This window comes from Janthinobacterium lyxosi (genome assembly GCF_051380665.1).
In the GTDB taxonomy this organism is placed as follows: domain Bacteria; phylum Pseudomonadota; class Gammaproteobacteria; order Burkholderiales; family Burkholderiaceae_D; genus Janthinobacterium.
Genome location: NZ_JBNYXM010000001.1, coordinates 272,913 through 287,219, shown reverse-complemented (window position 1 = coordinate 287,219; position 14,307 = coordinate 272,913). Strand labels below are relative to the sequence as shown.

At 60.5% G+C, this 14,307-nt stretch carries 12 protein-coding genes; 9 read left to right on the top strand and 3 right to left on the bottom strand.

The features are described 5' to 3' along the window. The first annotated feature begins 703 nt into the window (after nt 1-703). The 7 genes from ACQ4WP_RS01405 to ACQ4WP_RS01375 all read left to right on the top strand — a co-directional run bounded on the left by ACQ4WP_RS01405 (nt 704) and on the right by ACQ4WP_RS01375 (nt 9,457). Nucleotides 704-2,329, top strand: a complete 1,626-nt coding sequence (locus tag ACQ4WP_RS01405) for a GMC family oxidoreductase (RefSeq protein ID WP_436518322.1) — start codon at nt 704-706, stop codon at nt 2,327-2,329. Nucleotides 2,330-2,465: 136 nt separating this feature from the next. Beyond that, nucleotides 2,466-3,236, top strand: coding sequence for an ABC transporter ATP-binding protein (locus ACQ4WP_RS01400; protein WP_436518321.1), 771 nt, complete (start codon nt 2,466-2,468; stop codon nt 3,234-3,236). After that, nucleotides 3,236-3,964, top strand: coding sequence for an ABC transporter ATP-binding protein (locus tag ACQ4WP_RS01395; RefSeq protein ID WP_436504897.1), 729 nt, complete (start codon nt 3,236-3,238; stop codon nt 3,962-3,964). The genes ACQ4WP_RS01400 and ACQ4WP_RS01395 overlap by 1 nt, the downstream gene beginning before the upstream one ends. Nucleotides 3,965-4,048: 84 nt before the next feature. Continuing rightward, nucleotides 4,049-5,257 carry an ABC transporter substrate-binding protein gene (locus ACQ4WP_RS01390; protein ID WP_436518320.1) on the top strand — a complete coding sequence of 403 codons (1,209 nt, stop codon included), beginning with the start codon at nt 4,049-4,051 and terminating at the stop codon, nt 5,255-5,257. Between the two features lie 160 nt (nt 5,258-5,417). Continuing rightward, nucleotides 5,418-6,302 (top strand): branched-chain amino acid ABC transporter permease, encoded by an 885-nt coding sequence (locus ACQ4WP_RS01385; protein WP_034752662.1) that lies wholly within the window; start codon nt 5,418-5,420, stop codon nt 6,300-6,302. A 31-nt stretch (nt 6,303-6,333) separates the two neighbouring features. Further along, nucleotides 6,334-7,314 carry a branched-chain amino acid ABC transporter permease gene (locus ACQ4WP_RS01380; RefSeq protein WP_436518319.1) on the top strand — a complete coding sequence of 327 codons (981 nt, stop codon included), beginning with the start codon at nt 6,334-6,336 and terminating at the stop codon, nt 7,312-7,314. 82 nt (nt 7,315-7,396) lie between these two features. Further along, nucleotides 7,397-9,457, top strand: coding sequence for a 3-hydroxybutyrate oligomer hydrolase family protein (locus ACQ4WP_RS01375; RefSeq protein WP_436518401.1), 2,061 nt, complete (start codon nt 7,397-7,399; stop codon nt 9,455-9,457). Nucleotides 9,458-9,460: 3 nt separating this feature from the next. Here the strand turns inward: ACQ4WP_RS01375 and ACQ4WP_RS01370 are convergent, their stop codons facing one another. The 3 genes from ACQ4WP_RS01370 to sugE form a co-directional block, all read right to left on the bottom strand. Then, nucleotides 9,461-10,618 carry an iron-containing alcohol dehydrogenase gene (locus tag ACQ4WP_RS01370; protein ID WP_436518318.1) on the bottom strand — a complete coding sequence of 386 codons (1,158 nt, stop codon included), beginning with the start codon at nt 10,616-10,618 and terminating at the stop codon, nt 9,461-9,463. A gap of 85 nt (nt 10,619-10,703) precedes the next feature. Then, nucleotides 10,704-11,063, bottom strand: a complete 360-nt coding sequence (locus ACQ4WP_RS01365) for an NADH-quinone oxidoreductase subunit A (protein WP_436518317.1) — start codon at nt 11,061-11,063, stop codon at nt 10,704-10,706. Between the two features lie 11 nt (nt 11,064-11,074). After that, complete coding sequence (sugE, locus tag ACQ4WP_RS01360) at nt 11,075-11,395, bottom strand: quaternary ammonium compound efflux SMR transporter SugE (protein WP_436518316.1); 321 nt, start codon at nt 11,393-11,395, stop codon at nt 11,075-11,077. A 318-nt stretch (nt 11,396-11,713) separates the two neighbouring features. Here sugE and mnmG point away from each other — a divergent pair, with 318 nt between their 5' ends. Beyond that, the gene (mnmG, locus tag ACQ4WP_RS01355) at nt 11,714-13,651 is read left to right on the top strand and encodes a tRNA uridine-5-carboxymethylaminomethyl(34) synthesis enzyme MnmG (protein ID WP_436518315.1); all 1,938 of its coding nucleotides are present in this window, start codon (nt 11,714-11,716) and stop codon (nt 13,649-13,651) included. Further along, nucleotides 13,648-14,292 carry a 16S rRNA (guanine(527)-N(7))-methyltransferase RsmG gene (gene rsmG / locus ACQ4WP_RS01350; protein WP_436518314.1) on the top strand — a complete coding sequence of 215 codons (645 nt, stop codon included), beginning with the start codon at nt 13,648-13,650 and terminating at the stop codon, nt 14,290-14,292. Before mnmG ends, rsmG begins: the two co-directional genes overlap by 4 nt. The last annotated feature ends 15 nt before the right edge of the window (nt 14,293-14,307 follow it).

Below are 14,307 nucleotides of genomic sequence, written 5' to 3'. Positions count from 1 at the left end.
TATCAAGTGACTTATCCACAATCGTATCGAACTTCCCACTTTTTTGATGTCGAACAGCCTGCTTGGCCAGAGCCTGGCCAAGGACTGTTGACGTTTCCATTTTGCAAAACGGTTTGGCAGTGCTGTGTGCGTGACGCCAGCCGTGCTGGTTTTCGTTGCTCAGTTGTTGGCTTGATTTTTTTTGTCAGCAGCTTGTCGGCTTTTTTTTGACGTGAGGCTTGCGAACCTTCTCGAAGGCGAAGGGCAGGCAAAATGCGCGTCGTCGGGTTTACCTTAATAAGTTCGTATACAAGAATAGTAATAGTAGTTAACGGTGGCATCTTCTGTGGATAAGTCCTGATTTATCCTTGTAAACAATCGCTTGGCGTGCGGATAAGCGCTGAGTAAGCGTTGTATCTGCCTGGGATGGTTTCTGGACAAAAAAACGCTGCCGAAAAAATTTTTCGTTTACGCACATATCGTCCCTGTGGATATCCATACGCTTATCCACAGCCTGCAACCCCTGTTTTTCGCTGTGTTTTACCTTGCCGTGACGCTAACCCGTATCGCTTGCCACGATTAATGTCGCCCTCGCCTGGGACTGGTGGTAATCTCAATCTGGCTCAACAGCCATGCATGCATGAAGAAAGACAGACTCTGGTAGCGGAACGCGGTGGGGAGACACGCCGCGCGACAGCTTGATGGCATACCGAAAGGAGCTTCATTGGAATCGGCAGGCGAATACGACTACATCATCGTGGGCGGCGGCACGGCAGGTTGCGTGCTGGCCAACCGGCTCACACGCGACAAGGATGCCAACGTTTTACTCGTGGAAGCGGGTGGCAAGGACGATTACTTGTGGATTCACATCCCCGTCGGCTATCTGCATTGCATCGGCAATCCCCGTACGGACTGGCTGTATTCCACGCAGGCGGACGCGGGTCTGGGCGGACGCAGCCTGATGTATCCGCGCGGCAAAGTCCTGGGCGGCAGTTCGTCCATCAATGGCATGATCTATATGCGGGGCCAGGCCGGCGATTACGACCACTGGGCCGACCTCACGGACGACGCTTCCTGGCGCTGGGACAAGATCTTGCCGTTGTTTAAGCAAAGCGAGGATTACTACGGCGGCGCCTCGGAAAACCATGGTGTCGGAGGCGAATGGCGCGTGGAAAAACAGCGGCTGTCGTGGGATATTTTGAATGCGTTTCGCGACGCGGCGCAGCAGGTCGGCATTCCGAAAACCAGCGATTTCAATGGCGGCGACAATAGCGGTAGCGCGTATTTCGACGTCAACCAGCGCCGCGGCATCCGCTGGAATACCTCGAAAGCCTTCCTGAAACCGGCGTCTCGGCGGCCGAATCTGACCATCATGACGGGTTGCCACGTGGAACGTCTGTTGCTGGAAACGACGGAGTCGGGACCGCGCTGTACGGGCATCGTGTTTACGGGCGGCGGCACGCAGTGGCAGGCGACGGCCAAACGGGAAACTTTACTGACGGCGGGCGCCATCGGTTCGCCCCAATTGCTGCAATTGTCCGGCATCGGCCCGGCCGCCTTGCTGCAGCAGCATGGGATTGCTCCCGTGCTCGATGCCGCAGGCGTGGGCGGCAATTTGCAAGACCACTTGCAGCTGCGCATGGTCTTTAAAGTGCAGGGCGTGAAAACCCTGAATGTGATGGCGGGCAATATGCTGGGCAAGATGCAGATCGGCTTGCAATATGCGCTGTTCCAGAGCGGGCCCATGTCGATGGCGCCGTCGCAGCTGGGCGCGTTTGCCAAGTCCGACCCGCAGCAAGCCACGCCGAACCTGCAATACCACGTGCAGCCGCTCTCCTTGGACAAATTCGGCGAGCCGCTGCATGCGTTTCCCGCATTTACGGCCAGCGTATGCAATCTGCGCCCCACCTCGCGCGGCCATGTGCAGATCGCGTCGGCCGACAGCTATGCGGCGCCGAATATCGTTCCTAACTATCTCAGTACACAGCAGGACCGCAGCGTGGCGGCCGACGCCTTGCGGCTGACGCGGGCCATCGCCGCCGCGCCGGCGCTGAAAAAGTTTGCGCCACAGGAATACAAGCCCGGCGTGCAATTCCAGAGCGAGGAAGAACTGGCGCAGGCGGCCAGCCAGATCGGCACCACCATCTTTCACCCCGTGGGCACCTGCCGCATGGGCCTGGCCAGCGATGCATCGAGCGTCGTTGACAGCCAGTTGCGCGTGATCGGCGTGGCCGGATTGCGCATTGTCGATGCCTCCATCATGCCCTACATTACTTCTGGTAATACGAACTCGCCGACGGTGATGATCGCGGAAAAAGCGGCGCAAATGATACACGCGGCCTGGAAATGACCGCGTAAAAGCGCGGGTTTGCGCCATTCGGGCTGGCGAAAAATCCCCGTAGTTATACTGTATTGTGCGTTAAATTTAAGTTGTGTATTATAAAAAAAATGACTAAGTAGTACAAAAAGTACAACTAGGAGACACGATGTCAAACGTAATCTTGGAAACAAGAAATTTGACCAAGGAATTCAAGGGTTTCACCGCAGTGAGCGAGGTGAACCTGAAGGTAGAGCGGGGCCATATCCACGCCTTGATCGGTCCTAACGGCGCCGGCAAGACCACGTGTTTCAACTTGCTCACCAAATTCCTGGTCCCCACATCCGGACAGATCCTGTTCAATGGGAAAGATATCACGGCCGCCAGACCGGCGCAGATCGCGCGCATGGGTGTGATCCGTTCCTTCCAGATTTCTGCCGTCTTCCCGCATTTGTCGGTGCTGCAAAATGTGCGCATCGGCTTGCAGCGCCAGCTCGGTACCTCGTTTCATTTCTGGCAGAGCGAACGCTCCTTGAACCAGCTCAATGATCGTGCCATGGCCTTGCTGGCCGAAGTCGACCTGACGGAGTTTGCCGACACCATTACGGTCGACATGCCCTATGGCCGCAAGCGGGCGCTGGAAATTGCCACCACCCTGGCGATGGAGCCGGAAATGATGCTGCTTGACGAGCCGACGCAGGGCATGGGCCACGAAGATGTACACCGCGTCACCGAATTGATCAAGAAAGTCTCGGCCGGCCGCACGATTTTGATGGTGGAACACAATATGAGCGTGGTCTCGGGTATCTGCGACAAGATTTCCGTCCTGCAGCGCGGTGCCATGCTGGCCGAGGGCAGTTATGCGGAAGTGTCGCGCAATCCGCACGTGATGGAAGCGTACATGGGCACCACCCACGCCGAACTGGAAGGGGTGCATTGATGGCGACACAAGTGAATCGCAGCGCACCCGCGCTGGAAATTGCACAGCTGCACACCTGGTATGGCGAATCGCACATCCTGCACGACGTGAACCTGAAAGTGGAGCAGGGCGAAGTGGTGACTTTGCTGGGCCGCAATGGCGCCGGCCGCACCACCACCTTGCGCGCCATCATGGGCTTGACGGGGGCGCGCACGGGCTCCATCAAAGTCAATGGCGTCGAAGCGATAGGTTTGGCCACGCACAAAATCGCCCACCTGGGCATCGGGTATTGTCCCGAAGAGCGCGGCATTTTTTCATCGCTGTCGACCGAGGAAAACCTGCTGCTGCCGCCGACCCTGGCCAGCGGTGAGAAGGGCATGTCGGTGGAGGAAATCTACGCCATGTTCCCGAATTTGCAGGAACGCCGCCACAGCCAGGGCACGCGATTGTCAGGCGGTGAACAGCAGATGCTGGCCGTGGCGCGCATCCTGCGCACGGGCGCGCGCCTGCTGCTGCTCGATGAAATATCCGAAGGCCTGGCGCCCGTCATCGTGCAAGGGTTGGCGCGCATGATCACCACCCTGAAAGCGAAGGGTTACACCATTGTCATGGTGGAACAGAATTTCCGGTTTGCCGCGCCACTGGCGGACCGGTTTTATGTGATGGAGCACGGTCAGATCGTCGAGACTTTTGCTGCATCCGAACTGGAGGCCAAGATGCCGGTATTGACCGAGCTGCTTGGCGTGTAGTCCCCATGTAGTACGCGTATATCTAGTACGCGTCATCGTCCAGCAATCGACTGAATAGCAAACAATAATTCCAACGGAGACACTATGAAACGTAACGCTATCGCCATTGCCACCGCCACTCTTTGCGCCTTGGGCTTTTCCGCCGCCGCGCACGCCCAGGTATCGGGCGACACCATCAAGATCGGTTTTATTTCCGACATGTCGGGCGTGTATTCCGACGTCGACGGCCTCGGCGGCGCGGAAGCCATCAAGATGGCGATCGCCGATGCCGGCGTCGTGCTGGCCGGCAAGAAGGTGGAATTCATTTCCGCCGACCATCAAAACAAGGCTGACATCGCCGCCTCGAAGGCGCGCGAATGGTTCGACCAGCAGGGCGTCGACATGCTGATCGGCGGCACCAATTCCGGCGCCAGCCTGGCCATGGCCAAGGTCGCGGCGGAAAAGAAGAAAATTTTCATTGCCATCGGCGCCGGCTCCTCGCGCCTGACGAATGAAGAGTGCACGCCCTACACCGTGCATTACGCCTACGACACGGTGGCGCTGGCGCGCGGTACGGGCGGCACCATCGTCAAGCAGGGCGGCAAGAACTGGTATTTCATGACGGCTGATTACGCGTTTGGCCACTCGCTGGAAAAAGACACGGCCGAGGTCGTCAAGGCGGCCGGCGGCAAGGTGCTGGGCAGCGTCAAGCATCCGCTGGGCGCCTCGGATTTCTCGTCCTTCCTGCTGCAGGCGCAAGCAGCCAAGCCGCAAATCCTGGGTTTGGCCAATGCGGGCGGCGATGCCATCAACAGCATCAAGGCGGCCAACGAGTTCGGCTTGACGAAATCGATGAAACTGGCCGGCTTGCTGATCTTCATCAATGATATCCATTCCCTGGGCTTGAACCTGACGCAAGGCATGTACCTGACGGATGGCTGGTACTGGGACTTGAATGCGGACACGCGCGCCTGGTCGAAACGCTATTTTGCCAAGATGAAGAAGGAGCCGTCGATGCTGCAGGCGGCCGACTATTCGGCTGCGGCGACCTACCTGAAAGCCGTCAAGGCGTTGGGGACGGATGACACCGAGAAGGTCATGGCTTACCTGAAAAAGACCAAGATCAACGACATGTTCACGCAGAATGGCGAAGTGCGTCCCGATGGCCGCATGGTGCACGATATGTATTTGATAGAAGTCAAGAAGCCATCCGAGTCGAAATACCCATGGGATTACTACAAGGTGGTTGCCACCGTGCCCGGTGCGCAAGCGTATGTGACCAAGGCCGAATCGAAGTGTTCGTTGTGGAAGTAAGACGCTAGCACCAACTGCGATCGCCCGCCTGCGCGCGGGTGGTCTGTCCTGCACGCTCTTCGCTCGCAGGGTTCGCCTTGCGCCGCCGCGCCAGTCTGCGGTGGCGTGTTTCCCTTGATACCACACCGCTACCCGGCGGTGCTTTTTATACTGTGATGCCATGGAAATTTTCGGCGTTCCAATACAAGCGATGATGAGCCAGCTGCTGCTGGGTCTCGTCAACGGCTCGTTCTATGCCATGTTGTCCCTCGGTCTGGCCGTCATCTTCGGCTTGCTCAACGTTATTAATTTCTCGCACGGCGCCATGTACATGATGGGCGCCTTCCTGGCCTGGATGGGCCTCAGCTATTTCGACATCAATTACTGGGCCATGCTGGTCATCGCCCCGATCCTCGTTGGCCTGGTCGGCATCCTGATCGAAAAGACCATGTTGCGCTGGTTGTACAAGCTTGACCATCTGTATGGCTTGCTGCTGACCTTCGGCATTACCCTGATCATGGAAGGCGTGTTTCGCTCCTTCTATGGAGTCTCCGGCCAGCCGTATGCCGTGCCCGAAGCGCTGGCCGGCGCGACGGACCTGGGTTTCATGATCCTGCCGAACTACCGCGCCTGGGTGGTGATCGCTTCCTTGAGCGTTTGCCTGGCCACCTGGTTCGTCATCGAAAAAACCAAGTTGGGCGCCTACCTGCGGGCGGGCACGGAAAACCCGAAACTGGTGGAAGCGTTTGGCATCAACGTGCCGCTGATGGTCACCCTGACGTTTGGCTTCGGCGTGGCGCTGGCCGGTTTCGCCGGCGTGCTGGCGGCACCGATCATCCAGGTCTCGCCGCTGATGGGCTCGAACCTCATCATCGTCGTGTTTGCCGTGGTGGTGATCGGTGGCATGGGTTCCATCATGGGCTCCATCCTGACGGGCCTGGGCCTGGGCGTGATCGAGGGCCTGACCCGCGTGTTCTACCCGGAAGGCTCGGCCACCGTGGTCTTTGTGGTGATGGTCATCGTGCTGCTGCTGCGTCCCGCCGGTCTGTTCGGCAAAGAAAAGTAATCCTCATCAGTCATGTATTGGAGCTACCACGATGAATAAAAATGTAGGCTACGCCATTGCCTTGCTGCTGGCGTTGGCGGCCCCGTTTTACGGCTATCCCGTCTTTCTGATGAAGTTGCTGTGCTTCGCCCTGTTTGCCTGCGCCTTTAACTTGCTGATCGGCTATACGGGCTTGCTGTCGTTCGGCCATGCGGCCTTCTTCGGCGGCGCCGGTTATGTCACCGGCTACGCGCTGCGCACCTGGGGCTGGCCAACGGAATTGGGCTTGCTGGCCGGCGTCGCCACGGGCGCCTTACTGGGCCTGGTGATCGGCGGCCTGGCGATCCGTCGCCAGGGCATCTACTTTACGATGATCACCCTGGCGCTGGCGCAAATGGTGTACTTCCTGGCCTTGCGCCTGCCGTTCACGGGCGGCGAGGATGGCTTGCAGGGTGTTCCACGTGGAACCTTGCTGGGCATGATAGACCTGGGCAATGACACCGTACTGTATTACTTCGTGCTGGCCATCTTCATTGCCGGCTTCGCCCTGATCGTGCGCACCATCCACTCGCCGTTCGGGCAAGTGCTCAAGGCGATTAAGGAAAACGAACCGCGTGCCATTTCGCTGGGCTACGACGTCAACAAGTATAAGCTGATGGCTATCGTCCTGTCCGCTTCGCTGGCCGCTCTGGCCGGCGCCACCAAGACCCTGGTGCTGGGCTTTGAAACCCTCACCGATGTCTACTGGGGCATGTCGGGCCTGGTCGTGCTGATGACCTTGGTGGGTGGCATGGGCACGCTGTCCGGTCCCATCCTCGGCGCCGTGCTGATCATCGCGCTGGAAAACAAGCTGGGCGATGTCGGTACCTATCTGGCCACGCACACGGGCATCGAGTGGTTCGGCACCCTGGGTGAATCCGTGGGCATGGTCACGGGAGTGATCTTCGTCATCTGCGTGCTGCTGTTCCGGCGCGGCATCGTCGGCGAAGCCATCGCGCGCTTCGGCGGCAGGGCTACCAAAGCCGCTGTCTGATTTTCAAGCAACGCCGGACGGATAGTCCGGCGTTTTTCATTGTGCGTCCACTGTTACTTCAACGGAGAGAACCACCATGCAAATGACGATCACGCGCGCGGGCACCGGCATGAGCTTGTGCACCCTGCTGGCGTTGGCAGCCTGCGGCAGCAACCATGCGCCGGAAGAACTGAACCAGATGCCCGGCTACCTGGGCACCATCACGCGGGCCGACTACGACGGCAAGACGAATGATTTACTCACAGCCGGCCTGGGCAAGACGGGGCTGGCGGGCACGGCGCCCGCCTATGCGAATGCTGAACAGCCGACGCCGCTCGAACTGCGCCGCAATGCCATTTATGCCAATTACCGCGCCGTGCTCGACATTGCCGCCAACAGCGGCTACGGCACCCTGTACGGACCGAACGTCGATGCCAGCGGTACCGTCGGCACGGGCGAGGGCCTGGTCGCGGGCAGTGAATACATCGCCTATGCCGACGATGGCACGGGCAAGAAGAATGTCACCTTGATGGTGCAGGTGCCGGCCAGCTTCGACCCCGAGCACGCCTGCATCGTCACGGGCACCTCCAGCGGCTCGCGCGGCATCTACGGCGCCATCGGCAGTTCGGGGGAGTGGGGTTTGAAGAAGGGCTGCGCCGTGGCGTATGCCGACAAGGGTTCCGGGACGGGCCTGTATGTGTTTGAAGACGACAGTGTCAACCTGCAGAACGGACTGCGCGCGGGAAGAGTGGCTGCGGGCAAGAACGCGCTCTTCGCGCCGGACCTGAGCGACGCCGACCGGCTGGCCTGGGCCGCTGCCAACCCGAACCGTATTGCCTTCAAGCATGCGCACTCGCAGCAGAACCCGGAGAAGGATTGGGGCAAGGTCACCTTGCAGGCGGTCGAGATGGCATATTATGTGTTGAACGAGCGCTACGGCGTGCTGGCCCACGATGGCAGTGCGCGCATCGTGCGGCTCACGCCGAAGAACACCATCACGATAGCCTCCAGTATTTCCAACGGCGCCGGCTCGGCCTTGCTGGCCGCGGAGCAGGATACGAAAGGCTTGATCAGCGGCGTGGCCGCCAGCGAGCCGCAGGTCCAGCCGGCAGCATCGGGCGCCTACAGCGTGCGCCAGGGTGGGGTGCTAGTGAACGCACCGGGGCGCGCCCTGTTCGACTACGCCACCCATGCGGCCCTGTATCAGCCGTGCATCGCCTCCGTGGCGGGCAATGCGGGACGCTGCACGGCGCTGGTGGCCAAGGGCTTGTTGAACGGTTCCGACCTGACTGCGCAGCAGGCGGACGCGAAGCAGCGCTTGCGCGCGTATGGCTGGCTGGTCGATTCCGATCCGCTGCAGGCAGCGCACGCGGGCACGAACATCCTGGTGGCCGTCACGTATGCCTATGCCTACGGCAAGTTTTCCGTGACGGACAAGGTGTGCGGTTTCACGTTTGCGCAGACGGATGGCAGCGGCAATCCTATCGCGTACACCTCCGCGCAAAAGGCGGCCAGCTTTGCCGCGCAAAGCGGCATCCTCGGCAATGTCGTGTATGAGAACAGCGTGGGCGGCGCCAAGGGCTACACGGCCGGCGTGTCACCCTCGACCAGTCTGGCGGACCAGTCGCTCGATGGCTTCCTGTGCCTGCGCAGCCTGGCGACGGGGCGCGACGCCGTCAGCAGCGCCAACTTGCAGGGGACATTGGCCGGGCAGAGCGTGCGCGTGCGGGCGGGCATGGCCGAGGTAGCGGCCAGCGGCAAATTGAATGGCAAGCCGGCCATCATCGTGCATGGCCGCAGCGATACCCTGATTCCCGTCAATCACGCTTCGCGCGCCTACCTGGGGCTGAACGCCGCGGTGGAAGGGGCAAATAGCCGGTTGCGCTATATCGAAGTGACCAACGCCAACCACTTCGATTCCTTCAGCAGCGCCTTGCCGACCCTGATCGTGCCGCTACATGTGTACCTGAACCGGGCGCTCGATGCCATGTATGCGCATTTGTCTGCCAAGCAGGCCTTGCCGCCTTCGCAGGTAGTGCGCACGGAAACACGCGCCGATGCATCGACATTGATCACGAATGTCAACGTACCGGCGCTAGCGTCGATGCCAGCGGCGGGCAATGCGATCAGCGTGACGGGGACGGTGGTGGATGTGCCCAACTGAGTGTCATAGCGCGGCCGCATAGATGGCGCGGGCATCCTCGCGTGTGACGACGCGCGGATTGTTGCCCAGCAAACGCGTCTGCAGCATGGCGTCGTCGGCCAGCCGGTCCAGGTCGCTGGCCGCGATGCCCACCTCGCGCAGGGTACGCGCGATGCCTGTGGCCAGGGCAATCGCCTGCATGGCGTCAATCAGGGCCTCGGCCCGCGCTTCCTCGCTGCCCGTGATGCCGGGCTGCACGACGGCTGCCAGCTGCGCATACAGGGGCGCCGCGTGGGAGAGATTAAAGCGCAGCACATGCGGCAGCAGCAGCGCATTCGACAGGCCATGTGGCACGTGGAACAGGCCACCGATGGGATAGGCGAGCGCATGCACGGCGGCCACTGGCGCATTGGCAAACGCCTGGCCGGCCAGCATGGCGCCCAGCAACATCGCCTGGCGTGCCGGCAAGTTGGCGCCATCGCGGCATGCCGTGACGAGATTGGCGTGCAGCAGTGACAACGCCTGCGTGGCCAGCATGTCCGATAATGGATTCTTCAGCTGGCGGCTGGTGTACGCTTCGATGGCATGCACCATGGCATCGATGCCGGTAGCGGCTGTCACGGCGGGCGGCAAGCCCAGGGTCAGGTTGGCGTCGAGGATGGCCAGGTCCGCATACAGTTGCGGCGCGACCACGCCCATCTTGCTGGTGGCGCCTGTGGTGACGATGGCGATATGCGTCACTTCCGAACCCGTGCCCGCCGTGGTCGGCAATTGCACCAGAGGCAGGCGCTGGCCGTGGACATTGCCGATACCATACAGTTGCGCCAGTTCCTGGTGGCCGGGCGCCAGCACGGCGATCAGCTTGGCCACGTCCAGCGAGCTGCCGCCACCGAAGCCGATGATCAGTTCCACGTGAAACATCTGGGCCTGTGCCACGCCGGCAAGCACGATGGCTTCGGGCGGATCGGCTTGCACGTCGGAAAATACGTGCGCCTCGATACCCGCCATTTGCAAGCTGTGCAGCGGATTATCTGCGAGTCCCGTACACAGAAAACCCGCATCGGTGACGAGCAGGGCGCGGCGCACGGTGGGGAAGTGATGGGCGATGTGCGCGCCCAGCTGGGCGGCGGCGCCCCCTTCAACGATCAGATGCGGCACGGTGCGGAACTGGAAGGCGGGCATGCAGACTCCTGACAACAAGGACAGAAGCCAAGCTTACTCCGCTTTCCCTCCCCGCGCATGTTTCACGTGGAACCAGAAGCGGGGGCTACTCCCACTCCAGCGCGCCGCGTTTCCATTCATAGGCCAGGCCGATGGTCAGCAGGCTCAAGAAACCCATGACGGCCCAGAAGCCGGGTAAGCCGAGTTCGTTGACGTTGGCCGCCCACGGCATCAGGAAGATCACCTCGATATCGAACAGGATGAACAGAATGGCCACCAGGTAGAAGCGGATGTCGAATTTCATGCGCGCGTCGCCGAACGCTTCGAAGCCGCATTCGTACTGGGACAGTTTTTGCGGATCGGGTTTGTGTGGACCCAGCGCGCGCCCCAGCAGCATGGGCACGATGCCGACCAGGATGCCGATCAGAATGAACAGCAGGACGGGAAAATAGTTTTCGAGGAGCATGGGGATTCCTCTCAGTGGCTGGAAGACATTTTCATCAGCACGATGCCGCACACGATGAGGACGGCGGCGCACACGCGCATGGCATTCAGTTGTTCACCGAGGGCGACGATGCCGACGATAAAGGCGCCGACGGCACCGATGCCGGTCCAGATGGTGTAGGCCGTGCCCAGGGGCAGGGTGCGCATGGCTATCGACAGCAAACCGAAGCTGGCGATCATCATGACGATGGTAATGACGGAGGGGGTGAGTCTGGTGAAACCCTCGGAGAGTTTCATCGAGTATGCCCACACGACTTCAAACATGCCGGCAATAAGTAAAAGTATCCAGGCCATGGCGGCTCCTTATACAGAGCGGGCCGTCCCGGTGTGTGCCCATGATGGGGGAGGCCGTCCTCCTGGATGATCGTCACTATGGCCACTGGCGTGACCACGGTGTAGCGGACGATGCGGCAATTGTAGCAAACATTGGCGGCCACCGCAGCCCCATCGCGAGCCTATGGAGTGTTCCACGTGAAACAGAAATTTCCGCTTCCTTGCCAATGCTGAGTAAAAATTAAGCAAAAATTGGCCCGTGGAAGGTTGCGCTCGCAAAAAGACTCTATAATCGGAGCTCTCTTCCCGCATTTTTACTTGCACTGTTACCTATTTATCATGTTATTTCCTACAGAATTCGACGTCATCGTTGTCGGTGGTGGTCACGCCGGTACCGAGGCGGCCCTCGCTTCCGCCCGTATGGGACAGAAGACGCTATTGCTCACGCATAATATTGAGACACTGGGCCAGATGTCGTGCAATCCCTCCATCGGTGGCATCGGCAAGGGCCACCTGGTCAAGGAGGTCGATGCCATGGGCGGCGCGATGGCGATTGCCACCGACGAGTCCGGCATCCAGTTCCGCATCCTGAACTCTTCGAAAGGCCCGGCAGTACGCGCCACGCGCGCCCAGGCCGACCGCCTTCTTTATAAAGCCGCCATCCGTACACGCCTGGAAAACCAGCCGAATTTGTGGCTGTTCCAGCAAGCAGTCGATGATTTGATCGTCGAAGGCGACCGCGTCGTCGGCGCCGTGACGCAGATCGGCCTGAAGTTTTTGGCGCGTGCCGTGGTCTTGACGGCCGGCACTTTCCTCGACGGCAAGATCCACGTGGGCCTGAATAACTACTCGGCCGGTCGCGCCGGCGACCCGCCTGCCATCTCGCTGTCCGCCCGTTTAAAAGAATTGAAGCTGCCGCAGGGCCGCTTGAAAACAGGTACGCCGCCGCGCATCGATGGCCGCACGATCGACTTTTCCGTGATGCAAGAACAGCCGGGCGACCTCGATCCCGTACCCGTCTTCTCGGTGATGGGCAGCACGTCCATGCACCCGCGCCAGGTGCCATGCTGGGTCACGCATACGAACGCGCAGACGCACGACATCATCCGCGCCGGCCTGGACCGTAGCCCCATGTACACGGGCGTGATCGAGGGCGTGGGCCCCCGTTATTGCCCGTCCATCGAAGACAAGATCCACCGTTTCGCGGGCAAGGAATCGCATCAGATCTTCCTCGAGCCGGAAGGCTTGACGACGCATGAATTCTATCCGAACGGCATCTCCACCAGTCTGCCGTTCGACGTGCAGATCGCCCTGGTGCAATCGATGAAGGGCATGGAAAACGCGCATATCCTGCGCCCCGGTTACGCCATCGAATACGACTATTTCGACCCGCGCGGCTTGAAAGCCTCGCTGGAAACGAAGGCCGTGGCAGGCTTGTTCTTCGCCGGCCAGATCAATGGCACCACCGGCTACGAGGAAGCGGCCGCGCAAGGCATGCTGGCGGGCCTGAATGCGGCCCTGTTGACGCAGGACAAGGAAGCCTGGATACCGGGCCGCTCCGAGGCGTATCTGGGTGTGCTGGTCGACGATCTGATCACCCAGGGCGTGCAGGAGCCGTACCGCATGTTCACCAGCCGCGCCGAGTACCGCTTGAGCCTGCGCGAAGACAATGCCGACATGCGCCTGACGGAAATCGGCCGCACCCTGGGCTGCGTGGGCGACGCCCAGTGGCAAGCGTTCGAGACCAAGCGCGAAGCGGTGGCGCTGGAACTGCAGCGCCTGCGTTCAACCTGGGTCAACCCGCGCATTCTGGCGGCCGCCGAATCGGAACGCATCGTCGGCCAGGCCATAGAGCGCGAGTACTCGCTGGCGGATTTGCTGTGCCGCCCGAACGTCGCCTACGACACCTTGATGAGCATGACAGGCATGGAAGGCCAGGCCCTGGCCGGCCCCGGCGTGGAGGATCCCGCCGTGCGCGAGCAGGTGGAAATCCAGCTCAAATATGCCGGCTACATCGAGCGCCAGAGCAAGGAAATCGAGCGCCATGAACACTATGAAAATCTGGCATTGCCGGCAGGTTTTAATTACCTGGACATCGGCGCGCTGTCGGTCGAAGTGCGGCAAAAACTCGACAAGCAGCGCCCAGAAACTCTGGGCCAGGCATCGCGCATTTCCGGCGTGACGCCGGCGGCGATTTCGCTGCTGCTGGTGCACTTGAAAAAGCGCGGTTTTGGTGCCGCGCAGACCACCACTTTAAAGGACGAGGTTGTTGAATGAAGCAGTTTGACCGGGCCGCACTGGCCCCCATTTTGAATGAAGGCATCGCCGCGCTGGGGCTCGACCTGAGCGCGGATCAGACGGAAAAACTGCTCGATTACCTGGCCTTGCTGGCCAAATGGAATAGCGTGTACAACCTGACGTCGGTGCGCGATCCCCTGCAGATGCTGACCTTGCACGTGCTCGATTCGCTGGCGGCCGTGCCCGCGTTCGCTCATGCCAAAAACGTGCTCGACGTAGGCGCCGGCGGCGGCTTGCCGGGCATGGTGCTGGCCATCGCGCGGCCCGATGTGACGGTGTCGATGATCGACACGGTGCATAAGAAGACGGCTTTTTTGACGCAAGTGAAGGCCGAACTGGGTTTGAGCAACGTCACCGTGTACACGAAACGGGTGGAACAGCTGGAGGTGCAGCAGAAATTCGACGTGATCACCTCGCGCGCCTTTGCTGACCTGTCCGATTTCGTCAACTGGTCGGGCCACGTGCTGGAAGAGGGCGGTCAGTTCATCGCCTTGAAAGGGATAGCGCCGCCAGACGAGCGCGAGCGACTTCCAGCGGAATGGCAAGTTACAGAGCTACGCGCAATCGCGGTGCCAGGGCTAAATGCAGAGCGCCATCTGGTCTTTATAGCAAGAATTTAAACGCCAGAAAATTAA